The organism is Paenibacillus sp. LC231, from assembly GCF_001860525.1.
Taxonomy (GTDB): Bacteria; Bacillota; Bacilli; order Paenibacillales; family Paenibacillaceae; genus Paenibacillus_AQ.
On record NZ_JFOM01000006.1, the window covers coordinates 150,671 to 176,211 of the forward strand.

Below are 25,541 nucleotides of genomic sequence, written 5' to 3' on the forward strand. Positions count from 1 at the left end.
TTGGGATCCATTCATGTAAGCGCTTAACCTTTCGGGTGTCCTCAGTATGGCTCAGAGGATCGGGAATGACAATAAACCAAATTCCAAACGCCAGAATCCGCATGGTTACAGGGTTTCTCGGTTTAGCAATGACTATTTTCGCATCATAAACCGTTTTCACACGATCGCCTTAAAGCCTTGCTGCATCCATGGTTTGTTCCTTATATGGAACATCTCGCCAGATGATGTCCTGGTTTGAAACATGCCGTAATTTTGCGGAAAATACGAAACGGGTGCTGCTCCCAGTCGGAAATTTCTGCACCCGCTTCTTGATAAACTATAGTCATAAACTGCTTTCGCAACCCAAGCCGCTGATTTAAGATCCCGGCTCCATACCAGGAGCCGGCTTCATCTTCAGCTTGCGGTAATCTCCCGGCGTCACACCGGCCGTCCTTTTGAACACCCGCCCGAACGTAATGGCGTTTGCATACCCGATTTTCTCCGCAATTTCCTGTATGGAGAACTCGGTCTCCGCCAGCAGCTCCTCCGCCCGCTTCATCCGCAGCTGAACCAGGAAATCAACGAACTTCATATCGTATTCCATCTTAAACAGATAGCTTGCGTATTTGCCAGAAATCTGAAAACGGTCGCTAAGATGCTTCAGGGACAAATCCGGATCTTCAAAATGCTCTTCGATATAATGCTTCATCTCGCTGATCATGGCCCGGTAGCTTTTGGTTTCACTAAGCGCAACGTAAGTACGGTAAGTTTCCGTTAACTGATCGCTGATCCTGCTCTGCAGCTCCTCCAGGGTCGCTGCTCCCGCCAGCATATGGTCTTTGCTCTCCGAAAGCTGATTCCGCAGCTCGCCGGATAACACCCCAACCTCCCGGGATAGCAGCTGAAGCATGCTGTTGACCAGAGAACGGATAATATCATCCTTCAGCCGCTCTTCCTTGAACGAAACGAACATATCCTGCAGACGGGTTCTCCAGCCATCGTTATTTAAACGAAAGTCCTTGACCAGCTCCGAAATTTCCGTCAGATAAGGAAGCAGGTGACTTAAATCCTCCTTGGACAGCTCATCGCCAACCAGGACGCCATGATCCCCCATCACCAGTCTATGGCCGAGCGCCTCCGAGGCGGAGCGGTACGAGGCCCCGATCTCATGAAGCCCGGTGACCGTACTGCCCAGCCCGAAGCTCAAAGGCAGGCGAAGCTTTTCCTCAACCCAGCCGCGGCATTCCTCGGCAGCATGGATCAGGGCCGGACGAGTCTCGTCTGTTACCTCCGGCAGCGCGATCAGAATGCCGACGCGGCTGCCGGAGATCCATTCGAGCCAGCTGTTGAAGCCGGCATTGCGTGAAAGCTCCTGGAACACGTTCATCAAGGCAAACTTCAACACATTCTGGTCCCGAGCGGTATGAATATCCTGAAAGCCGCTGTAATCATTGATTTCACCGAGCATCATCACGTAGCCAACCGATTGTTCCGGCAGGGCCATCGGGGTCAGCTCGCTCATCCGCGATTGCAGCTCCTCCTCGTGCTTTTGCCCGCCGATCAGGTCCATAAACAGCTGACTGCGCTGAAGCTGGAGATTCTCGTCCTGCTTTTTGTCATAATCCATGGACCTGTTGATCAGGCTTTCAAGCGCGCTGTCGATCACGGATAATTCATCCTTGGCCGCCTGCGGCATGTTCAGCTGAATGGATTCTAAGCGGTTCATCATAGCTTTGATCGGCTGATAATTCCGCCTGCTAATATAAACGATGTAAATAACGGCAAGCACCACGGTCACGAACCCGATGACGACCCAGATATAGGATACGACCGACACCCAGGCATAGAGCTGGCCCGCACGGAGACCGCTTTCAAAAGTCCAACCCAGCTGTTCCGATTGCAGCGTTGTCAGCACCTTGCCTTCTTTGGCCCGGTTATCCTCTCCGGTCTGGGATGCTTCGAAGATCAGCTCCCCGCTAGAATCCAGAATGTTCAAAAAGGAAACGCTGTCATTTATCATTGGATTAATCATCTGCTCCAACCGGTACATGCTGACGTTTATCACCAGCAGCCCCTGGCTTCCGAAGGGTAGCGGCAAATTTTTGTACATGGAGATGACCTGCTTCGGTTCATTCTCCCCGAGACCCGTCATGGAGCGTACGGCCGACCAGCCCCGATAATCATGCTCCTTCACGGCGTGCTCGATAAATGAACGGTCCGGAAACGACGAGAGGGAGCTCTGCCCGCTGGTGGTCAGCACGGACTGATCCGAATGACGGTACCAATAGACCGATTCAATCATGTCGTTGTCCGTTTGCAGCACGCGAAGTCGTTTCACCAGCGAGTACATCAGATTTTGGTCGGATGACGGGGTACTGAACAGATAGCTTGAGTATAGGGAACTCGTCTCCACTTCGTTCAGCACGTTCATCTCAATAGCATGGATGGAGCGGTCGAGGTCTTCCATAATAAATCTCGTGGATATCCCGTTCGCCTTGGCCGCTTCTTCGCGTGAAGCCTCATTAAACATAATGAATGAAAGAAATACGATAATGGTAATGGTGATAAGGAAAATGGGAAAATAGGAAAGAAGCAGCTTGCGATACCAGTTTTGCTGCAAAGAGGTCATTCCTTTCTCTTCCAGGTTAAGCGTTTTACTTATGCTTGTCCTTTATTGTAGCACGGCTTTGTCCCCCACTGGAAGAGGGATGTCTTTAAAGGAAGGACTCCTGCAACGCAAAACCAAAAAGCCGCGAATCCCCGCGGCTCCTTGTACCCTATATGTTTTTGTTCCCCAGACTACACATTCCTGTGCAAGCTATCCTCCAGCCAAGGCTAGTGTTGTATGAAAATGCCGCTGAGACTACTCACTCGTTCCCTTCATGAACTCCGATATCATGACTTTCTGTCCCGTCTTGGCACTCTCCAAGGCAGCCAGCACCATCGCCATGCTGTAGACGTTGTCGCTGCAATCCGTCTCCGGCTTGAAGCCGGCTTCGAGGGCATGAAACATATGTTCCAGGCAGCCGTGATGTCCGGTCTTCTCCATGACGGGCAGCGTCCCTTCCGTCCGTTCATACTTCCGAATGAAATTTCCTGATTGATCCCCTTCCGCCACGAACTCCGCATAAATCTCATCTTGACCGTCCCAGATTGCCGTGCCTTTCTCTCCCGTTACGCGCCATGCCGCCTCCCAGGAGGTCTGTGCGCCTTCGGCACACCAGGAACCGCGGTAATTGAACACGGAGCCGTCCGACATTTCGAAGATGCATATCGCCATCGCGTTACCGGCATACCAGGACCCCGGAGGGTTAAACTCCTGACAGTACACGGATACCGGATCGGCTCCGCTGATCATTCGGGCCTGGTCGAAGGTGTGAATGGCCATGTCGAGCAGCAATGGGCTGTCCATCAGGTCCCGAAACCCGCCGAAATGGGCGCCCAGAAAAAAATCCGCCCCTATGAAACCGGGTTTTCCAATCGCGCCGCTATCAATCAAATCCCTGAACGCCCTAATTCGCGGATCAAATCGGCGGTTTTGCATGACAGCATGCGTTCTGCCCACAGACTCGGCCAGCTTCACGATATCCAGGCATTCCGTCATCGATTCCGCTAACGGTTTTTCGCTGAATACATGGCACCCGTGCTTAAGCGCTGCCGTGCTAATCCCATAGTGGCTGGCGGGAATGGTCACATCAAATACGATATTCGCTTCGCTTGAAGTAAGAGCCTCCGTAATATTTGTATAGGTGGGACAAGAAAGCCCATGCCGATCGGCAAATGCCTGTGCAAACTGTTCCTGGATATCCACGAGGCCCACGATTTCAACGTCCTCACGCCCTTTTGCATATTCCGCCCATGTATTCGCCATACTGCCGCATCCTGCTATCACAACTTTAAATGTCGTGGTCATGCTTGCTAACTCCCCCTGAATACGTCATATTGTTGTAAACCGCTTACAAATCTTTTTTCTAACCCGTTGTCATCATTCCGATATTGGCTTATTGTAAGTGAAGCAACTTCATTATAATGGCGGAACTCAACATTTTCTCTATACAACCTTGTGCATTACCACTCTAATCTTGCGGTTCGAGGTGAATTCGCTTGTCCAATCCAAGAGAGCTTCATGAGAATACGAGACTTGACTACAAAGCCTATCCCGTGCAGGTATTTCATAACTTCTGCTCCCATGCCAAAATGAAAGACTGTATCCTGTATCTCCACTGGCATGAGCACTTTGAGATCATTAGCATGCGCCAAGGACACGCGGTATTCCATATTGATACAACTCCGTATGACGTAAAGGCCGGGGAAGTCATTATCATCCCCGGCGGCAGCCTGCACGTGGGATATGCGCTTGAAGATGGCGACGTACGATTTGATTGTGTCGTGGTGAATGCATCCCTCTTCAACGATTTCCTTCATGATCCGATTCATGCGCGTTATGTCGCTCCCTATATGGAAGGCCGGCTCCGTTTCCCCGTCAAGCCTGCCGAGAGCCACCCAGCTGGCGCAGACTGCTATCCGCTGCTGGATGAAGTCATTGAAGAGCTTGTAACGCGTCGTCCAGCCTATGAGCTTGTAACCAAGTCCAAGCTGTACACCCTGTTCGTTCTGCTGGCGCGCACATTCATGCCCGCAACGTTCACGGAGAAGACGGCCGAGCCGTATTTTGCGAATCGGGACCGTTATAAAACACTCATTCAACACATCGAGAGCAACATCGGCGAGAAATTGTCGGTTGAGACCGCCGCAGCGGAGGTCGGTTTGAATCCGTTTCATTTTTGCAAAATGTTCAAGCGTTTAACAGGGCGCACATTCGTGGATTACGTCAATCTGACCCGAATGAATGAAGCGGAGAGGCTGCTTCGTGAACGAACTTTAACCATCACCGAGATTGCCGGCATCGTCGGCTGTAGCAACCCGAATTATTTTACCAAGCTGTACAAACAGTACAAGGGCATGACACCTTCCCAGGCTAGACTGTTATAGACCAGATTTCAGAATCAATCCTTAGCGAACTATATCCCGGCCCATGATCTCTACGAGAACGGTAGCTGTATCCATCAGCATTGTGAATATGCATAAAAAAAGACTCAACATCCAGCTGCTTTCGCTGAAGTTGAGTCTATATTCTTAATCGAATCAGCACCTCTAAGATTAATATGCCTTAGGCACCTCGACCTTTCTTGTGTTCCCATCTTCGTTCGTGAAATAGATATGAACTCCATGGTCCTGATCATCCAGGAAATACGAGACATATTTATTCTCATCCGCCTTCATGGGAACCAGGAGGGTCGCGATGCGATGGCTTGCCGCAGATTTCGTTTCAGCATGCAGATGCCACTGGTTATCCAGCCCATCGATTTCTTCGGGATCGACATCGGTGAACTGATTATGCTGATTCAGCGACAAGTCGCCGGATGAACTGTACACGAATCGCCCTTCCATTTCCGCTTTGCTGCCCAACACCCGAAACGTCTGCCCCGACAGCTTCATCCGGTTCAGGGTATGAAACAGCCACTCGATGCTAGCTGGCTTGGCGAGATCCACCGTATCCACAATGACAAAATATGATTCGTCAAAAAAATAGATCTCGCGCACATACCGCTCAAGATAAGGGACATTCTCCAGGTAGGCCTGCGTAGCGTTCATACGGGTATACCCGTACCCTGGTGACGCGTCAACTTGCTCGACCTTCCCGCTGGCCTCGATGCAGAGCACCTTATCTTTTCCCGCATACTGCCCATGGCCATCGATGAGAATATTGTTCGTGGAACGCGTCTGCCTCCGCCAATTCATATGCATCGTGCTTCCAAAAGCGATGTAATATCCACTCTCGATAGCGAGTGGTTCGCCATACGCGTGCAGCAGGAATCCGTTCTGGTCACCGTGACTGTGGCTCATGGAGCCGTAACGGCTGCTCTTTGCCAGCAGCATGATATGTTCATCCGGATCATCCATCCGGTGATGCATTGCCACCCAGTCAATATCCCGGAACCATTTGACGGATTGGATGGTCCCTTCCTTCGCTTCCGAAGCGTTATTGAAAGAAAACGGAATGGTAACAGAAGGTGAAACAGCCTCCACTTGAGGATAATCATGCCGGTACAGCATGTCGTCAAAGCGGAAATCCCACCAGCCGTAATTGTAAAACTTGGTGTCGGCGTCCGTATCCGTTTTGGCTACTTGTTCATAATACCACTGATATAATCCGTTGCCTGTAATGCCTGCATACTGGCGAATATTGAAAGCCGTCTTCAGACTGACGGGTTCGCCGAGATAGGACTGGTCTCCGAAGCTGGCCCGAATCGTATCCGGGCTGCTGCAGTAGAGCGGAAAATCGCCGGTGCGCCCAAAGAACGGCCGTTTATAGAAATCAATCGATACGTAGCTGCGAATGAGATTAAGCGCATCTATCACAAACGCCATGCCGGTTGTCCAATAGAGCGGCCCCTCGGCCCAGCCTCCATCTTCTCCGCCCCAAGGCGAATAGAGGCAGGCGTAGTATTCCAACGTGTAATCCAGCCATGTCTGTGCCTCGGCCTCTTCATGCAGCATGGCAATGCAGGCTGGGACAAGCACGGAGGACAACGAACGAACAGCATGGCTGTCATAAGGAACATGATGGATTTTCGAGCGCTCCATCACATGGAAGGCCACCTGCTCCGTACGCCGCAGAAGAACACCCCTGACGAGATCAATCTCCTCTGCGGTGAGGTAATCGTGGAGCCAGTCGTATCCCCACGCGAGTGCGCCAACGATCCGGAACGCCGCTTCATCGTTGTAATCCCTGGACGTTGTACCTTCCGTGTCCCACCGGGCCGCGTGAAGCAGCCACGACTTTGCTTTGGCTATCAAAGCATCATCCTGCATAATGACCCCTGCCACGCTTAAGTGCCGGATGGCATACAGCGTTTCTTGGCAATCCATGTACATTTTTCTCCACAGCTTTGCGACACGCTTATTGCCGGGATAACGTTCCGGTTCCGGAATTAACGGCTTATCCAGCCACGGAATGACCGATTTCTCGTAAAAAGCGCGCCAGCCGCAGTAATCATCATCCTGACGTAAATGTTCACGGAACGCCGCCACCCCCTTCTCATCCAGCCATAACCGCGGATGCCCGGTATGCGTCCGTTCATAGCGCTCCCCTCGGTTAGGCAGGGGAGTCTCAGGGAGGCCCTCCGGAACATGAAACATTCGGGATTGGCTCCATGAAGAACGGTTAAGGGCAGCGTCCATCGCATCCTCCCCTTGTTCCCCGGTCAGCAAGGCATAGCGCCAATAATAAGTACCTGCCTCCAGAACGTGATCCGGAGTGTATAAGTTATAGGGAATCGGCGCGATTGTCATTGTCGCTTCCGTTTCATACGAGGGTGAGGTCGAAATCTGCAGCATATAACGGTCGTTCTCCAGCTGTCCCGGCATCCAGGTGAAACGGGGAGGATTCTCAAGCAGCTTACTCTCTGCATCCGGTTGATATGGCACGGACAACAATCCGCTTTTCGGTTCAAACAAGGTTTTCATCGAGTACCCTCTCCTTCAACCCGTTGTTGGTCATCGTGAAGCATCTCGCGGTCCTGCCATCGGACAAGCTGAGCCAGTCCCCATTCTCCGACCGGTTCCATTCCAATGTCAGCGGCTCCGTACCGATACGGTAGACGGCAATGAAGCGGGCTTGCGAATCTGTCCGACGAAGCCGGATTCCCTCCATCCTTCGGCTGGGATCGTCCGCAATTCCAGGTGACTCCACCTGTGTGCATCCCATCCCCTCAAAGGCGATAAATGAAGTTACCGCCAGCGGCCCTGCTGCATTGGCAATGTGGAGATTGAATTGTAATCCATCCTGGGACAAGACGTGCGTGCAGCTTTCTTTTACATATGCGTATCCATCTTCGTTTCCTAGATCCGTTACAACATGGCCCTGATCAGCATTTGGAAGCCCGCTAAGCTCTCCTTGGCCAATATAATGAAACCACCAATCCACAGCTGCCGGCTCTTCCAATTCCACTTCGAACCAATCCAGAAGCCAGTCATCCGTCAATATCAGGTGCCGGTCCAGGACGCCCTGTTCATAAGCCTGATCGGACCGTACCCAGAGATAAGTAAAATCCGAACCGGATTCATACCGAATGCATTTCCCTTCGGTCGGATTCTGGGAGCGTCGTCCAACCGAGACGGTGTTGTGGCAGGCTGTATGGGGATACCATTCCTTCTTCAGGATCGAACCGTACGGTACGGTACCACGGTCTGGCGATAGTGGCTGGTTCCCGACATGAATCATCAGATTCAGTTTATCGAAGTGACCATGTGATCCACCATGAGGGCCAAAATCGACCAATGCCTGAAGCCCATTCGAATGATTCGACTTCAACAGGGCAAATCCGCTGTGAGGAAGAAAGACCGAAGAAGCGGAAAGATCGGGCAAGTCATTCTGGTTTCTGCCTTCATTGTCCCTTGCTTTCCTTGCTTCCTTTCCTTCAGTTTCATTACCTGCTTGGTTCGCATGTTCTGCATCGCCTGCTCCTTGCACTTCTCGTGTCACTCGGACTTCGATGACGTCCCCGACTTCCCATACTCCTTCCGATGTCTTCCGATGAGAATCCTTCACCTCAGAAGCAGCCATTCCGTATCTTCCATCCCAATGGCCCGTACCGTACAACAGAGCTTCCAGCATGCCGATCCGGCCGGCTTCTCCATTCAATTCACGATACACATTGTCTAACAATCGTCGATAGCTCTTATCCCCATAGACGGATAAACCGATTTCCACAATCTCGGCGATTTCTCGCGCATACGGAGCCCTTCGATAAGGACCGTCGTGAAGTGCAGGCAGGGAGCCGTTTTGGTCAGCCAATCGAACCAGTACCGCCAGCATTCCCTGCATGGATTGGCCTTGCTCTCCCCTCAGGGAAAAAAGCTCTTCACCAACCCGGGTTCCCATCTCCGCCGCAATCAGGTAAGCACGGAGTACGAATACGTGGTAATACACGCTGCCTTCAAATTCAAGCTGATCCGGCCTGATGGCAATGCTGAGATGATGCCGCAGGCCGCCTTCCTTCACGACCAGCTGCCGCAGCTTCTCCGCTTCGCCTTGCACCGCATAGATACTAAACAGCGCGGCAATCAGCCAGGCGGTATAGTTGTTCTCGGGATTTCCGCGATCCTGGGTCAACATATGATGATATTCCGTCATGCTGCTCTCAAGCATATGCAGGAAATGATCAATCTTCCGGCGTTCAGCCTCGTGAAACGACACTTGCGCATCCTCCAGAAGCAGATAGCCGCGAAGCAATGTCGTTGCCCAGACGGCTTCGGTCAAAGCCTGATGGAATGCGCGCCCTTTCAGCATCCAGGGCTGGGCATCCGGGTGGACAGGATAAAGAGGAAATTGCTCCGCGTAGCGGACGATCAGCTTTTTTCCAAGATCGGCGTAGACCTGCTCTCCCGTACCGGCATAAACGGCGGCAGATTGCAGAACGTATCTGGCCATAGCCTGATGCTTGAATACCAGCCAAGCCCCCCTGTACGGTTCCCCCTCCACTTCGCAGCCATAGGGACAACGATAGGAGCTGCAATCGGCTTCCAGCGGATCAAACATCAGTTCCGTATGATGTTCGGGACACACGTATTGGTGCCACCAGCCGCCGGGCTCGACAGGAACATCCAGCTTCCGGTCGATGACCTGATCAAGCTCGGCCTTCAGGATATCGACTGTACGTTCGCTCCACGGATAGAATATCAACTTCGATTTGACCTTCATCCAATCCCTCATCGCATGAACATGCCGCCGTTAATTTCGATCGTCTCCCCCGTTAGATACGAGGACAGCTCCGAAACGAGGAACAGAACGGAGCCGGCGACATCGTCCGGGGTGCCCTCCCGCCCCAGCGGAATGCCCTTGATCGTTGCTTTTCGCGCGTCATCCGGGGTAAAGGTGGCGTGAAACGCCGTCTGTCCGATAAAGCCCGGCGATACGGCATTCACGTTAATTCCGCTTGAAGCGAGCTCCTTCGCTAGTCCCTTGGTATAGCTCAGGACGGCCGCTTTGCTGGCAGCATAAATGCTTGCGCCGGGTCCGCCGCCGTTATGTGCCGCAACCGAGGTCATATTGACAATGCGACCTTGACCGGCGGCTTTCATGCCCGGGATGACGGCTTTGCTCATGAATACCGTGCTTTTCATATTCACATCCATGACCTTGTTGTAGAGTTCCTCGGTCATTTCCGCATTCGCCAGACGCTCAACCAAATGCCCCGCATTATTAACCAGAATCGTAACCGGTCCGCCAAATGCCTTCTCCACATCAGCTACAAGTGCCTCTGCCTGCTCCACCTGCGTAACGTCTGCACGAAATGCATACGCCTCGCCGCCAAAACTTCGAATCTCCGCCACGGCTTCTTCGGCGGCTTCCTTGCTGTTCAGGTAGTTCAGCGCGACCTTGGCTCCGCTTCTTGCCAGCCTTAATGCTACCGCACGACCGATCCCTCCACTCGAACCTGTGACTAAAGCGATGTTACCCGATAAGTTAATATGCATATTAATCCCTCCTGATTAGGTTTGCAGCTGTTTCAGTCTGCTCTCTTGGTCACGCACTCTTTCCATTCGCGGCATCGTCATGATGATTTTTGTGCCTTGATCCGGCGAACTATAAACTGTTATTCCGTACTCTTCGCCATAAACCATCTGAATTCGCCGATGGACATTGACGATGCCGATTCCGCCCTTGCGCCGGACATGCATTCCGTCGTCATCGTCGACCAGGCGGTTTTCCTCGAGCCTCTTGCGCAGTTTAAGAAGCTTATGGTCCGCTATGCCTGCGCCGTTGTCCTCTACAATAACCAGCAAATTGTCCTGTTCTATTCTCGTGTCAATCCGAATGTAATGCCAAACTTCGATCCCTTCCGGAAAAGCATGCTGAAAAATATTCTCGACAATCGGCTGCAAGGAGAGCCTGACCATCTTCTCCAACAGGAGCTCGGGCGGCGTCGCCACCTCGATCTCGAAATCGCGCCCGATGCGATGCTTCAAAATCATCATGTAATGCCGTACATGATTGAGCTCGTTGGCAATGGTGATCTCCTCCAGGTTCGTCTGGATGGAGTATCGAAGCATGAAAGCCATCGCCTCCACCATGTCCGAGATCTCGTCGGAATCCTGAACGATCGCATAACAATTGATTGTTTCCAGGGTGTTGTACAGAAAATGCGGATTGATCTGTAATTGGAGCGCCTGGAACTCTGCCCGCTGGCGCTCCAGTTGGATGTCCTGCAGCTCCAGCTGCGTTTTCTGATTGTGGAGCTCCGTGTCATAAACCTGCTCGATCATATCGGACAAACGGCTGACCATGAGATTGTAGCTATGGATCAATCCCCCGATCTCGTCCTCCCGCGGTTTCACGTCGGTGATATGCGTCCAGTTCCCCTTCTCCGTCTGCCTCATCCCGTTCTTCAGATTGCGGATCGGATTGACAATTGATTTCCCGAATCTGTAAGCCAGAATGAGCGCAATGATCAGTGTAACGAAGCCTACGATAATCGTAGTGGACCGAATACCCGAAATCGGTGCCCGGAGTTCATCCAGCGGCATCATAATGACGAGGCTCCAGCCCGAATACTCGGACTGGCGCGAAATGATCATCGTTTTGTCGCCAAGCACCGGTTCTATGAATCGATGATCGCCTTTGGCGATAATCCGATCCGGCAGGTCGGTGGAAGTAATCGCGTCCATATCCACGTGCTCAGGGGCATAGACAACTTCGCCTTCGCGATCCAGGATGAAGAAGAAGCCCTGCTCCCCGAGATCGACGCCGTTCCATAAACTCGACAGCTGGTCTTCATTGAACTCAACCGCCAGCACGCCTTTCACTTCGTACGAATTCATTCCCCGGATTTTGCGCGCTACCGTGATGACGTTGTCCCGATCCTTCTCCAGCAAGCTGGTCTTCAATATGACGATCTCCCCGTTCTCCGGCGTCTTCTCCGTAAGTTCGCGAAGGCGGCCTGACGGATCAATCGACATAGCAGAGAAGCTCTGATTCTGATCAAAAATCGCTCTGCCATGAAACCCGAGTATATACATCATGTGAGTCTGCGTCGGATATTGTATTAAGATCTTCTGAAAGACATCCTTGCGGATAAGATTGGTAAATCGGTAATGTTCATAGCTGTCGCTTGGGTCCATATCCATAAAGCGTTTGACCGAATCCTGCAGCAAAATCGTATTGCTGATCCGCTCGAATATCTGCAGCTGGTTATCCGTTTGCCTTGCCGCGTTTGTGATAACAGTGGTCATATACTTCTCAACCTGTTCATCGATCGCTTCGGATGATTTGATATAGAAGAATACGCCAACCGTAGAAAGCGAGAACAATATAACGATAAAGAAGTACAAGAAGATTTGACGAGACAGGCTCTTGCGCATCATTCGATCCCCAGCAGCTCCCGGTATTCGGAAGGGGTGTAACCGGTGACCTTCTTGAAGGTCTTCGTAAAATGGGGATGATCCGCGTACCCTACTTCAAACGAAATGTCCGTAATTTTATAATGAGGAATGGCGAGGAGCTTCTTCGCTTTCTCCATTCTTTTCTTGATCCGGTAATGGACAAAGGTCTCATCCGTCATCTGTTTAAACAACTGACTGAAATAGGACGGGTTGAGCCCAAGCATATCGGCAACCTCATCGAGTGAGAGATCACGGGACAAGTTGCGCTCGATATATGCCTTCGCTTCTTCTACAGGCTCTTTGGCATTTCCTTTCCGCTTGTCGCGTATGAACTTCACCGTCTGATTCACGGCCATGCGAAATCTCTCGAAATAGTGATGGTTCCCTCCGGGCGCAGACCCCGTGATGCCTGTCATACGTTCAAACGAATACACATCCCGGCCGTTTAACTGCTTGATCAGTTTCGCATACAGTTCATCCAGCAGTTCCTGAAGCTGAATCGATTCAAGCCTGCGTTCGTTGCAGTAATCCTCGATTTCTTGCAGCTTGTGCTGGATATCGTTCATTTGTAAAAGCCATACGGCCTGTTCCAGCTGCTCCAGCCAGTCCTCCAGCTTGGAGAGTGGAAAATAAATCCGCTGCTTCTCTTGCATAGACTTTCGATCCGCCATCAATTTATTCATGGTGTTATGTACCACCGATTTGGTCACAGGCTTGAGCAGATACTCCTTAACTCCATACGACATGCATTTCTGGGCGTATTCGAAATCACCGTAACCGGAGATGACAACAACCGTGATATCGCCGTATGTTTCATAGAGCTGCTTGCTGAGCTCCAGGCCGTCCATCTTGGGCATTTTGATATCCGTAAAAATGAAGTCCGGTCGTGCCGTCTGAATGGCTTCCAATGCTTCCATGCCGTTGCCGGCCGTTGCCGCTTGAATCATGGCTGGGTCCGTCTGCGTGATCAGTTTCGCCAAGCCCATCCTTATCATAGGTTCATCATCAACGACCAGAATGCGGTACATTACCCATTCCCCTTTCAAGACAGCGAGAGTAGTTTAGCTTTAGCAAGATACTCCTCTGCTTAGGCAAGCAGAGGAGTCATTCTTCAACACTATACTAAAACATGCTCCACTTATTCGAAAGCGTTTTCTTTCCCGTTATATCGTTTCGTAGCCTCCTCAATAATCTCGCTGCCCCCTTTGGACAGATACTCCTCGAGCACCTTGCTGTAGTTATCGATAGGCTCTCTGCCGTATACCATGCGGAGCACATGCTCCAGAATCAGCGGCGGCAGCTCATCCGACTTCGGATTCAGCTCCGGATATTTCACCATCGCCTCCAGTCGCGGATCGAATTCAATGCCGCGGCGACCCTCGTTCGAAAGCATGTTATCAAAAGCATCTATCAGCTCTTTGCCGGAATCGGACAACTCGGATACGCGTTTGTTATAGGTTGTATCCTGCACCAGCCACAGCCAGTAGTTCAGATAACGCATCTTATCCGCACCTGCCGCGTCCGTCGGAACCTCGAATACCGGCTTGCCTTCGGTTACCTGGTAATCCTCGCCTTCAATGCCGAAGCTGAAGAACAATTCCGCATCTTCGCTGACCATCCAATTGAAGAACTTCACGATATCCTCGGCTTTATCCTTCGCCTTCGCATTGATGAAGAAGGAGCGCGTGACCGGATTGTAATGAGCATATCCCCCTTTGCCGTCAGGCCCTACCGGCGAAGGAATCAAAGCTACTGTCGCGTCCGGGACATTCTCCTTCAGCTGGGTGCCCCAAATCGGAAGCTCATTCGCGTTCATGGACCACATGCCGGCTTTGCCGCTCGTGACGATGGATTTGAAGTCCGCGCTTTCAATCGTCGCGAATTCCTTGCTGATCAATCCTTCCTCGTGCATCGTCTTATAGATCTGAATAGCTTGCTTCATATTTTCTTCATCGAAGAAGGTTGGCTTTACTTTGCCGTCCGGGAACACCTTGAATTGGTTCAGGTAACCCAGCACGTCATAGGCACCGAAGAAGGTATCCGCGTATTTGAAATTCTGGCGTCCGGCATAAGGCTGCTCCACCCCGGCTTCTTTGAAAGCGCGCAGCACATCCATCGTCTCTTCCACCGTTGTCGGGATCTTCTTGCCTACTTTCTCCAGCAGGTCGGTCCGAATCCATGTGGCGCGTCTGGACGGATTGGACAAGATCTCGGGAATCCCGTAGATATTACCCGTCTTGGAATCCGTCATCCGCTTCCAGGCTTCCTCGGGTATAAACTTGAGCAGGTCCTGCCCATGCTCCTGCAGGAGGTCGTTCAGCGGGAGAAAGACTCCGTTCTCCACGGCACCCGCCAGCTCGGGACCGCTGATTCCGCCAGTGCCCTGCACCACATCCGGAATGTCATTTGTCGCAAACATTTGCACCATTTTATCCTGATATTCGTTATGCGGAATCAGGCGGATATCCAGGTCCGTGTTCGTCATTTTCTCTAGCTCCAGCACGTACTTATCCTTGTTGATATCCGGATTCTTCTCGACGTAGGATACGTTAAGCGTCCGCATCGAAATAGAGAATTTCGTTGGCCCTGCTTCACTTCCGCCTTGCCCGTTGCTGTCACCTCCGCCGGCATTGGCTCCCCCGCCTCCGCCATTATTGCCCGAACAGCCAACGAGCATGGCCAGTACGAGACCTGACGTAAGCATACGTGTCCAACTTTTTCTCATGAATACCCCTCTTTTCAAGCTAATATAGTCGCTCATAATAGCGCTTTCAAACTTAATATCAGTATAGAGAGCCGTCTGGGCGGGAACAAGGAATGTCTTTGGCTCGGTTTGTCGTTTTTTTAGGATTACTCTTTGATCGATCCAATCATCATCCCATGAATGAAGAAGCGCTGCAGAAACGGATACAAGAGAATGATGGGCACTGTGGCTACCAGAATAACCGCCATTTGTATGCCTTGTACGGACTGGGAACTTGCCTCGAATGCAAGGTTCCCCGTATCGGTCAGGCCCTCGTTCACCAGAAGCTCCCTTAATTTTACCTGCAGCGGATACTTGGCGCGATCATTGATATAGTAGAGGGCGTCCATGTATTTGTTCCAATTGGTTACGGAGTAGAATATCCCTACTGTCGCCAGCGCCGGTTTGGATAACGGAAGCACGATGCTCCATAGCGTACGGACCTCGCTGCACCCGTCAATTCGGGACGAATCGATCAATTCGCTCGGAATTTGGGTGAAGAAGGTTCGAAGCACAAACAGATTGAATGCGCTGATCGCCGATGGCAGCATCAAAGACCATAGCGTGTTGACGAGATTCAGCTCGCGCATCAGAATGAATTGCGGGATCAGCGGTGCCGTGAAAATCATGGTCATCAGGATGATAATCATGATCGTTTTTCTGCCCACGTATTCGGGCCTGGAGAGCGGATACGCCAGCGAAGCGGTTGCTGCCAGATTGATGAAGGTTCCGAATAGCGTAATGTAGACGCTGATCCCGAATGCCCTCCAGATGGAGATATCGTTGAACACATGCTGGTAGTAGGCAAAGGTAAACTCCACCGGCCAGAACATCACTTCTCCGCGATCGATAGCGCCCGGGCTGCTGAATGACTGGGCAATGACATTAAGAAAAGGGAGCAGCATGGTGAGTGCAAGAAAGGTAAGGATGATATAGTTCACGACAAGAAACAGTTTTCTGCCTAAACTGTCATATTTCACGTTGGTTGTCACTCCCCTCTAATACAGCGACTCGCCGGTCGCTTTCTTGCTGATGGTGTTTGCAATGGAAATCAGGAACAAGCCGACAACCGATTTGAACACCCCGATGGCGGTTGCATAACTGTACTGAAGCTGCTGCAAGCCGGCTTTGTATATGTACGTGTCCAAGATTTCGCTTGACTGAATGTTGAGCGGATTCTGAAACACGAATACGCGTTCAAACCCATAATCCATGAAGTCCCCGATTTTGAGCAGGAACAGGATCGTTATCACGGGAAGCAGCGCCGGCAGGGTAATGCTGAGCGTCTGGCGCCATCTCCCCGCTCCATCGATTTCGGAGGCTTCGTAGAGGTCCGGATTAATGCCTGCGAGCGCCGCCAGATAAATGATGGTCCCCCATCCGACATCTCTCCATAGTCCTGAGCCCACCAACACCGTTCGAATGTAGGAATCTTCGCCAAGGAAATAAATCGGATCGATACCGAACCAGCCGAGCATTACGTTCACGATCCCAGACGATGGAGACAGGATCCCCACAAAGATACCGCTTACAATGACCCATGACAGAAAATGCGGCGCATAGAATATCGTCTGGACAATTTTCTTGTAAACGACCTGGCGCACCTCATTGAGTAATAAAGCCAAAACGATGGGGGCAGTAAAAGCAAACAGAATGTCATATGTACCCAGCAGAAGTGTATTCCGCAGAATTTTCAAAAAATCATAGTGCTGGAACATTCGCTGAAAGTGCTCAAGCCCCACCCAGGGACTTCCCGTCACGCCTGCAAACAGATTGTAGTTCTGAAATGCGATCACGGAGCCCATTAACGGAACATACTTGAATAATCCGAAGAACAGCAGTCCCGGCAGCGATATGAAATACAGCGCTCTGTATTTCCACATGAAGCCGAGTATTCTTCTGCGATTATCGATCTTTCCCTCCAGCTTTGGGCTAACTGCTGCCGCTTTGCTTGGCTCGGCCATCTGTCTTCACCTCTTGTTTCTCAAATTGGCCGGTGCGTTGTCATCAATCGGAATTTCGTCAAACTGAATGCTGATAAATTCAGGCTCACGATCAATGATCCGTGACAGCTCCTTTGTAAAAACATCAACGATTTCGTTCTTCTGCTCATCCGTGCGTCCTTCATACAATTTAATCGTAATTTGCGGCATCGGCTTTCGCCTCCTTAGGAATGATGATGTGATGAATATCCTTATCCTATAAGTTTTCATGACCGGGCAGCAATGGAAGAAGATCGGTTCCTTTGTGTTTTTTTTAGGTGGATCGGCCGCTTGTGTTTTTTTAAGATCGACTTGTTATTTCAATAGTTCTTAAGCTGTATATGTAGAATTTTCCAGCCTTCTATGGAACAATGGATCAAAGCAGTTGCGACAATGAGCCACACGATGACATCAGTTTTGGGAGGTTAACGATGAACGGACAACAACAGGAAACGATATCGCCCTATTCGCTATTATGGGGGCAATTGGAAAGGAAACTGTCGCGAATGACCGGACAGCTTCAAGGCAAAGTTCCTCATGCAACAAAGAACGGAATCTATGATTCCACCCGGATCGACTGGTGGACCTCCGGTTTTTGGCCGGGAATGCTCTGGATCATGTATGAGATGACCAAGCAGCCGCAGTATAAGGAGTGGGCTTGGGAATGGGATGTTCAGCTTGAACAAGCGCTTATCGGGGACAGTAATTTCCATCACGATGTCGGCTTTCAATTTCTGCCGACTGCCGTCATCAAATATAAGCTGACCGGCGATGCGGATGCCAGGCGGAGAGGATTGTTGGCCGCTACCCTGCTGGCAGGGAGGTATAACCCGGTCGGGAAATTCATACGTGCTTGGAATCAGGTGAAACCCACTTCATGGAACCATGGGAATGAAGGCTGGTCCATTATCGACTCCACCATGAACCTCTCCCTCCTATTCTGGGCTTCCGAGGAGAGTGGTGACCCGAGATTCGCTCATATCGCCAGAGCCCAAGCGAATACGGTTGCCGAGTTTTTCATAAGACCGGACGGCTCCGTTCGGCACATCTGCCGATTTGATCCGTTAACGGGAGAATTTATCGAAGCGCTGGGAGGACAAGGCTATGGTCCGGAATCTGCTTGGAGCCGGGGAGCGGCCTGGGCATTGCATGGCATGGCTAACACCTATCGCTATACCCGCGATATTCAGTACCTTGAAGCCGCCAAGCGGGTGGCCCATTTCTTCATAGCTTCTCTTGAGAAGGATTCCATACCCCGCTGGGATTTCCGTGCGGAGAGCAAGGAGATGGAACCATCCGCTCATGAAGAGACGGAAGCATCCCCGAAGACTACCGAGCCCCGGGATACGTCAGCAGCATCCTGCGCCGCTTCCGGTCTACTTGAACTCGCGGACCTGGTGCCTATAACCGAAAGAACTCTGTATCGTGAAAGTGCCTTGCGTATCATCAACTCCTTAACGGCCCATTACGCCGAATGGGATGACCCCGCTTATGAAGGCATACTGAAGGAAGCCACGGGACATCTGCCTGCCGGACAAAATATAAACGTTTCGCTGATCTATGGAGATTACTATTATGTTGAGACCGCTGCCAAGTTAATGGGATGGAAAAACCGGATCTTCTGATCCGGTTTTTTGGTCGTGTTTATTTATTCTTTTTCGGAATCCGAATATAAAAGCAGCTGCCGCCTGTAAACTCATCTCCGCTTTCGGCCCACACTTGACCGCCATGAGCGGAAACCAGCTGCTTGACGATGGCCAGCCCCATTCCACTTCCGCCGCTTAAACGATTCCTCGACTTATCGCCCCGGTATAGCCTTTCGAATATAAACGGCAGATCGTAGGAAGAGATCCCCTGACCTGAATCCTGTATTCGAATCAGGGCATGTGCCCCTTCGTCCACGAGCTCGGCTTGCACCGTTCCGCCAGCTGGCGTGTAGTGTAAGGCATTACTTAACATATTGATTAGCACCTGAAGCATTCGGTCGGCATCCACCTCGGCTAGGATCGGCGAACCGCTGACATATTGCAGGTCTACCTTTTTTTCATGATACATTGCTGCCGCCAAGGTGATCGCCCTCTCCATGATGTGACCAAGCTCCTGCTTGGATCGGGATAGTTGAAATTCCGGCGATTCCATATCGTGCAAATCCTCGAGCTCCGTGACGAGCTGAATCAATCGATCAATCTCTTCCAAGCACGTTTGAAACCGTTCTGCCGTCGGCTCCCATATGCCATCCTCTAGTGCACGGGTGTGACTCTTTAATGTGGTTAACGGCGTTCGCAGTTCATGTGCGATATCTTGGGTCATATTCCTGCGCAGCAGCTCCTGCTTCTGTAACTGCACAGCCAGCTCGTTCAGCGAAGAACCGAGTCCCGCAATTTCATCGTACCCTTTGGTTGTCACACGGATGTCCCAATTCCCACGCGTCATCATTTCAGCCGCTCGTTTCATCTGGACGAGGGGAGCCGATATTCTCTTTGCAACATATATGCCTATTACGGAAGCAATCGCAATTGATAGAAGACATGTCAATATGATGGATTGCATCTGCGCCTGCTCCAAATGATAATTCAGCTCAGCCATTCCATCATGCACGGATGATTGCTGCTGGAACATGGCGATATGATAATGGTTGGTCACAATATTGATTACGGTAAACATGATCAATATCCCTGCCGTGATACTGATGATGATAGCGGCAAGCCTCAGGTCCAGCCGATGCTTCAAGTCCTATCACCTCCAAAGCGGTATCCGAATCCATAAACGGTGATGATATATTGGGGCTGCCTAGGGTCGGATTCAATCTTTTGCCTCAGATTCTTGATATGCTGATCAATAATTCGGATGTCGCCGATAAAGTCATAACCTAACACGCGATCAACCAGTTCTTCGCGCGAGAAGTTGCGCTGGGGATACTTGGCCAACAGAAGCAGCAATTTGTATTCGCTTGGCGTCAAGTTTACAACCTGTCCATGGCAGGTAACTTCATGTTTCATCGAATGAATGGCCAGCGCGCCTTGGTGATACACAATTACATCCGCCAGGAGCTTGCTGTCATCTCCTCGTCTCAGGACGGCCTTGACTCTTGCTACAACTTCCCGAGGGTCGAACGGCTTCACGATATAATCATCGGCTCCGATGGCAAACCCGCCAATCCGGCTGTTCTGAGCCACCTTAGCCGTTAGCATGATAATGGGTACCGGGCTAAACGTTCGAATCTCCTGGCATATCCGCTCGCCATCCATATCCGGGAGCATGAGGTCCAATATAACAAGATCCACGGATTGCTTTCGCAGGAAATCGAACGCTTCAGCGCCGTTGGCCGCTTCCAGCGTCAGATAATGTTCTTTGTTCAGATAGGATACGAGAACTTCTCGAATATTCGGTTCATCATCCACGATTAATATGGTCTTCATTCCGGTTTCTCCTTATAGTATCCTTCATCCGTACAAGTCAACTTTAACATAAGACCCTATTGTAACTGAAACTTGTGAAGATTCGATGAGGATGAACAAAGAAACCCATAACATTCATAGATGCTGCTGTCATTACGTTGAAATTCGTGTCATAACATGGCCGCTGTGATTTGGGACTTCAGATAAGAGACGCTTTGCGGCACCTGACGTTCATGCAGGCCATGAAGAATCAGCGGACCCTTGAAATGATAAGAGTGCAGCAATTTCATGTAAGCTTTATAATCCAGTTCACCGGTTCCTGCAGCCGTATAATGGAGTCCGTCTACGGTCGAATAATCCTTGGCATGCGCAATAATGACATGTGCGCTGAGCAGTGACAATGCTTGATCGATAACTTCTGCCAGGGGCCTCCTCTCAGTCGGACTGAACAAATTCGCTGCATCCAGAACGATCTTTAACCGGGAAGAATCCATCGTATCGAGCAGCCGTCTGGCTTTGACGGCATCGCTGATTACATTGGCAGGCTCAGGTTCAATAGCCAGTTCCAGCTCGAACTCCTCTGCGATATTCACTAATTCATGCATGGTCGTAAGCAGGTCATCCCACGCTTCCGGTGATTTGTTGTCCGGATGTGCCCTCCACATATTGTCCTTATCCCTTGTGCCGGTACACAGGGTAATGACCGACGTTCCCATCGAATGGCACATAGCTGCCAAGTGGCGAAATCGGCGGATGTCACCCCGCAATCTCTGCCGGTCCGGGTGAATCACATTGAAGGTTCCGGATACGGCGGCTATATGTAGATGCCGTTTCTCGCATTCTTCTCTTATATACACCGCTGTTTCAAGATCGATCTCGTGCGGCAGTGATGGGAGACCCGCGCAGGAAAGATTCAATTGGATCACACTCAGTCCGGTTGCTTTCACTGCGTCCAAATTCCCCTCCAATGTCGGCCTTTCAAACGTCTTGGAGAAAATGCCCAGCCTCATGCGTCATACACCTCCCGTTACGTCAGCCAGCCTCACCGTATCCCCGCTTTCCACCGATCGCGCAACCGCCGCCATGGCACGCATAGCAGCCACTCCATCCTCCAGATTGGCCCCTCGCATGGGTGCCTGCTCCAGAATCGTATCCGCGAAGCCTTCAACCTGCAGCTTGAAGAAATGGGCATCTTCCCCGAGCGGACGATGATAACAACCATCCCGTGCCGAGAATACCTCGACGTCGCTGGACTTAAAAAGCCAAGGATTATAAGTCTTGCCAATCACGCTTCCGTGTTCGCCGTAGATCTGAAAGCCCTCATGCCAGTCCATCCGAACGGCAACCGTAAGATCCAGATGTCCTATAGCGCCCGAGGCATACTGCACCGTGACAAACCAATTGTACGCTCCGAACTTCTGGGTGTTCCACGCCGTAACGCTTTCCATCTCTCCGCCTAAAAAACGAGCCGTATCCACCAGATGACTGCCATGCGTCAGCATGTAATAACGCAGCTTATCCAGCTTCGGATTGCCCTCCGGCCTTAAAGCATTCGGACTAAGCTGCACCATGGGCTGCACGTTCTCGGTGACCGTATACCGGTAGGTTGAGTCGCAGTACCATGCTTTCAGCGCCAGCATCTCACCCATTTCTTGATCAATAAACTGCTTGGCATATGCGATGCCCGGGTCAAAGCGCTTCATATTTCCGATTTGGACAACACTTCCGGTAGCCCCGGCCTTCCGCTGCAATTCCTCACACTCTTCTACGTTGACGCCAAGAGGCTTCTCCACTAGGACATGCTTGCCTGCTGCAATGGCTTTAAGGGCAGCTTCCACGTGAAATTGATCCGCGATGCCAATGATGACAGCCTCCACATCGGGATCGGCGAGCATTTTATCATAATCGCTGTAGATCTTGGCTGGCTGGTGGATTTCAGCCATGCGGCTCAGCAAATCCTCCGCGACATCGCATATCGCGTATAGCCTGGCATTGCGCGCTCTCCGGCAAGCCTCGAAATGTCCGTACTGCGATATGGGGCCACAGCCCAGCACGCCGATATTTAATTCCATCTTATCCATCATCAAATCAGCACCTCCTGTAATGGATGATTATAAGAAAAACGTCTATCGACGTACTTTCTCAGAAGACAGACCGCGGTTAGAGGATGTTTTTCTTGCGATATCAGGTAGGCCCGTGCTTCGTAGTTTATACTTCCTGATATCTAAAGAAAAACGTCTATCGACGTACTTTCTCAGAAGACAGACCGCGGTTAGAGGATGTTTTTCTTGCGATATCAGGTAGGCCCGTGCTTCGTAGTTTATACTTTCTGATATCTTTACAAAAGCCGCAGGATATATTCCAGCGGCTCTTTTTGCTATTATTTTTTTGCCATGTATTTGCGAATATCAAATGCGACCGCTGCTACAATAATAAGCCCTTTAATAATCAATTGCCAGTATGGGCTGACACCGATAAAGGTTAATCCGTAATTGATGACGCCGAAGATCAGAACCCCGGCCATCACGCCCGGTACTGTGCCGATGCCTCCTGCAGTGGATACGCCTCCAACCACGCATGCAGCAATTGCATCCAGTTCATACATATTGCCGTAGTTATTCGTCGCGCCGCCGGTTCTCGCAGCCTCCAGTACGCCGGCGATGCCGTACAACGCACCGGAAATAGCGTAGATCGCTATGAGATTACGGGCTACATTGATCCCCGATACATGCGCCGCTTGCACGTTGCCGCCAATCGCATACATATTTTTGCCGAGACGGGTCTTGTTGAAAATGACCCAGCAGATAAGTGCAACGAAGACGGCGATAATGACGATGTAAGGGAGAGAATACCCACCCCCGAAGTCGATGTAGCCGCTGCCCCACACGGTAAAGTCCGGTCTTAAGCCGCCAATCGGCTGGGATTGGTTCGGCTCCATATCAAAATAGATGGAGTTGACGCCATATATGCCGACCATCGTACCGAGTGTCGCTATGAACGGCGGCACATGCAGTTTGGCTACGATGAAACCATTGATGAACCCAACGATAAGTCCCGCTGCAATACCGATAAGGATCGGCAATACAACCGCTACTTGAGGCAGGTCCGGGAAGAAGCGATTTGCGTATACATCCGTTTGCAGCATGGAAGCCGATACGACCGCCGTTAATCCGACAACGCGTCCTGCGGAGAGGTCAACCCCGCCGGTGATCAGAATGAACGCCGCGCCAAGCGCGATAATTAATCGGGTGGAGGATTGCTGCAAAATATCCCGGAGCGTGGAGAACGCCAGAAAGTTGGGATCTGCGACGGCAATCCCGATAACAAGCAATATTAATACTACGAATATAGCGCGCTGCGCCAAATAATCTTTAACCTTACCGATGGTTTGCGTATTCATCGACTTCCCCTCCCGAATCGGCTGACCGCTGCTGTGCGGCAAGCCGCATGATTTCCTCTTCGCTTGCTTCCTGCCCTGCCAGAATTCCCGTCAACCGCCCTTCACTCATCACCATGATTCGGTCGGACATTCCGAGCAGCTCGGGCATTTCGGAGGAAATCATAATAATGCTCTTTCCTTGCTTGGCTAGCTGCGTAATGATGGAATAAATCTCGAACTTCGCGCCGACATCGATGCCACGGGTCGGCTCATCCAGCAGAAGGATCTCAGGCTCGGTCAGAAGCCATCTTGCCAGCAGCACCTTCTGCTGGTTCCCGCCCGACAGATTCCGTATCTGGGTATGGACCGAGGGCGTTTTCGTTCTAAGCTGCTCCACGTTCATTCGCGCATCCTGGATTCCTCTGCGTTCATTTAACAGAAACGCCCAATTCTGATACCTGCGAAGATTGGCAATGACGGTATTCTCATAGACCGAGAGCACCGGGAATATGCCGGTAACTCTGCGCTCTTCCGTCAGCAGCGCCATATTATTTTTCTTGGCGTCCGATGGTGATTTGATCTTTACCGGCTTCCCGTTGATCGATATAGTTCCGGAAGCCACAGGACGTAGTCCGAATATTGCTTCAACCAATTCCGTCCGCTGTGCGCCGACAAGGCCGCCGATGCCCAGGATCTCTCCCCGTCTTAGCTCGAAGGATACATTCTGAAACGATTTTGGATTCGTGGAGCTTAATTGGCGAACCTGCATCCGGGTTTCGCCGGGAACGTTCACCCGTTCCGGATAGCGATCCGTCAAATCCCGTCCCACCATGCGGGTGATAATCAAATCGGTTGTCAGCTCGCCGGCCTGCCAAGTCCCCACATATTTACCATCGCGCATAATCGTCACGTCATCGGATATGCGCAGGATTTCTTCCATTTTGTGCGAAATGTAGACGATCGACACCCCTTGCGAACGGAGCCTATTCATGATGCTGAACAGATGCTCCACTTCATTTCCGGTGAGCGATGAGGTCGGTTCATCCATTACAATCACCTTGGAGTGATGAGACACCGCTTTGACAATCTCAAGCGATTGGATCTTGGATACAGACAGCGCTCCTGTTCTTGCCCTGGGATCGATATCGATATCAAGCTCGCGGAACAGGCGGAGCGTATCTTCTGCCATCTGTTTCTCGTTCACGAATTTCAGAGGCCAGAAACCCGTCATCGGAAATCTTCCCAGCCATATATTCTCCATCACATTGCGGTGAGGCACGGGATGAAGCTCCTGATGAATCATGGATATTCCGTGATTCAATGCGTCCCTGGAGCTGTTGATGGTTACCTTGCTGCCGTTTAAATAAATGTCCCCTTCATCAGGCTTGTAGATGCCGAATAAACATTTCATCAGCGTTGATTTGCCTGCCCCGTTCTCGCCCATGAGCGCATGCACGGTTCCGGGTCTCACCTTGAACGTTACGTCGCTTAATGCCTGAACGCCTGGAAACGCCTTCGAAATATTCCGCATCTCCAGCACATACGATTCCGCCACCTTGAATACCTCCTTCGCAGGCCGGGTGAAAAAAGCCCAATATAAAGGGACAACGCTA

19 protein-coding genes are annotated in these 25,541 nt (G+C 51.1%); 2 read left to right on the forward strand and 17 right to left on the reverse strand.

Annotated elements, in window-relative coordinates; genetic code table 11:
• Window positions 1-355 precede the first annotated feature (355 nt).
• Window positions 356-2,608, reverse strand: coding sequence for a helix-turn-helix domain-containing protein (locus tag AK95_RS03600; RefSeq protein WP_235612977.1), 2,253 nt, complete (start codon window positions 2,606-2,608; stop codon window positions 356-358).
• Window positions 2,609-2,842: 234 nt separating this feature from the next.
• Entirely contained in the window at window positions 2,843-3,892 is a 1,050-nt protein-coding gene (locus AK95_RS03605; protein ID WP_071218557.1) for a Gfo/Idh/MocA family protein, read from the reverse strand.
• Between the two features lie 191 nt (window positions 3,893-4,083).
• Between AK95_RS03605 and AK95_RS03610 the strand changes: the two genes are divergently transcribed.
• A complete protein-coding gene (locus AK95_RS03610; protein WP_071218559.1) occupies window positions 4,084-4,971 on the forward strand; it encodes a helix-turn-helix transcriptional regulator in 888 nt (295 codons plus the stop codon).
• Window positions 4,972-5,139: 168 nt separating this feature from the next.
• Here the strand turns inward: AK95_RS03610 and AK95_RS03615 are convergent, their stop codons facing one another.
• The 9 genes from AK95_RS03615 to AK95_RS03655 form a co-directional block, all read right to left on the reverse strand.
• The gene (locus tag AK95_RS03615) at window positions 5,140-7,509 is read right to left on the reverse strand and encodes a DUF4962 domain-containing protein (protein ID WP_071218561.1); all 2,370 of its coding nucleotides are present in this window, start codon (window positions 7,507-7,509) and stop codon (window positions 5,140-5,142) included.
• Window positions 7,493-9,745 (reverse strand): heparinase II/III domain-containing protein, encoded by a 2,253-nt coding sequence (locus tag AK95_RS03620; RefSeq protein WP_071218563.1) that lies wholly within the window; start codon window positions 9,743-9,745, stop codon window positions 7,493-7,495. Before AK95_RS03620 ends, AK95_RS03615 begins: the two co-directional genes overlap by 17 nt.
• An 8-nt stretch (window positions 9,746-9,753) precedes the next feature.
• Window positions 9,754-10,521, reverse strand: coding sequence for an SDR family NAD(P)-dependent oxidoreductase (locus tag AK95_RS03625; RefSeq protein ID WP_071218564.1), 768 nt, complete (start codon window positions 10,519-10,521; stop codon window positions 9,754-9,756).
• A gap of 15 nt (window positions 10,522-10,536) precedes the next feature.
• Complete coding sequence (locus AK95_RS03630) at window positions 10,537-12,408, reverse strand: cache domain-containing sensor histidine kinase (protein WP_071218565.1); 1,872 nt, start codon at window positions 12,406-12,408, stop codon at window positions 10,537-10,539.
• Window positions 12,405-13,454 carry a response regulator transcription factor gene (locus AK95_RS03635; protein WP_071218566.1) on the reverse strand — a complete coding sequence of 350 codons (1,050 nt, stop codon included), beginning with the start codon at window positions 13,452-13,454 and terminating at the stop codon, window positions 12,405-12,407. Before AK95_RS03635 ends, AK95_RS03630 begins: the two co-directional genes overlap by 4 nt.
• Window positions 13,455-13,564: 110 nt before the next feature.
• A complete protein-coding gene (locus AK95_RS03640; protein WP_071218567.1) occupies window positions 13,565-15,151 on the reverse strand; it encodes an extracellular solute-binding protein in 1,587 nt (528 codons plus the stop codon).
• A 125-nt stretch (window positions 15,152-15,276) separates the two neighbouring features.
• Window positions 15,277-16,149 (reverse strand): carbohydrate ABC transporter permease, encoded by an 873-nt coding sequence (locus AK95_RS03645; protein WP_071218569.1) that lies wholly within the window; start codon window positions 16,147-16,149, stop codon window positions 15,277-15,279.
• Between the two features lie 18 nt (window positions 16,150-16,167).
• Window positions 16,168-17,133: an ABC transporter permease gene (locus AK95_RS03650; RefSeq protein ID WP_071218571.1), complete on the reverse strand. Its 966-nt coding sequence runs from the start codon at window positions 17,131-17,133 to the stop codon at window positions 16,168-16,170.
• Window positions 17,134-17,139: 6 nt separating this feature from the next.
• The gene (locus AK95_RS03655) at window positions 17,140-17,322 is read right to left on the reverse strand and encodes a tautomerase family protein (protein WP_071218573.1); all 183 of its coding nucleotides are present in this window, start codon (window positions 17,320-17,322) and stop codon (window positions 17,140-17,142) included.
• Window positions 17,323-17,582: 260 nt separating this feature from the next.
• On the opposite strand from AK95_RS03655, the gene AK95_RS03660 reads away from it, so the two are divergent.
• Window positions 17,583-18,776 (forward strand): glycoside hydrolase family 88 protein, encoded by a 1,194-nt coding sequence (locus AK95_RS03660; RefSeq protein ID WP_071218575.1) that lies wholly within the window; start codon window positions 17,583-17,585, stop codon window positions 18,774-18,776.
• A 19-nt stretch (window positions 18,777-18,795) separates the two neighbouring features.
• Here the strand turns inward: AK95_RS03660 and AK95_RS03665 are convergent, their stop codons facing one another.
• The 6 genes from AK95_RS03665 to AK95_RS03690 form a co-directional block, all read right to left on the reverse strand.
• Window positions 18,796-19,881: a sensor histidine kinase gene (locus tag AK95_RS03665; RefSeq protein ID WP_071218576.1), complete on the reverse strand. Its 1,086-nt coding sequence runs from the start codon at window positions 19,879-19,881 to the stop codon at window positions 18,796-18,798.
• Entirely contained in the window at window positions 19,878-20,570 is a 693-nt protein-coding gene (locus AK95_RS03670) for a response regulator transcription factor (RefSeq protein WP_071218578.1), read from the reverse strand. Before AK95_RS03670 ends, AK95_RS03665 begins: the two co-directional genes overlap by 4 nt.
• 149 nt (window positions 20,571-20,719) lie before the next feature.
• Window positions 20,720-21,559, reverse strand: coding sequence for a sugar phosphate isomerase/epimerase family protein (locus AK95_RS03675; RefSeq protein WP_071218580.1), 840 nt, complete (start codon window positions 21,557-21,559; stop codon window positions 20,720-20,722).
• A 3-nt stretch (window positions 21,560-21,562) separates the two neighbouring features.
• Window positions 21,563-22,633, reverse strand: a complete 1,071-nt coding sequence (locus AK95_RS03680; RefSeq protein ID WP_071218582.1) for a Gfo/Idh/MocA family protein — start codon at window positions 22,631-22,633, stop codon at window positions 21,563-21,565.
• Between the two features lie 296 nt (window positions 22,634-22,929).
• A complete protein-coding gene (gene mglC, locus AK95_RS03685; RefSeq protein WP_071218584.1) occupies window positions 22,930-23,949 on the reverse strand; it encodes a galactose/methyl galactoside ABC transporter permease MglC in 1,020 nt (339 codons plus the stop codon).
• Complete coding sequence (locus AK95_RS03690) at window positions 23,927-25,459, reverse strand: sugar ABC transporter ATP-binding protein (RefSeq protein ID WP_162487523.1); 1,533 nt, start codon at window positions 25,457-25,459, stop codon at window positions 23,927-23,929. Before AK95_RS03690 ends, mglC begins: the two co-directional genes overlap by 23 nt.
• Window positions 25,460-25,541: the final 82 nt, after the last annotated feature.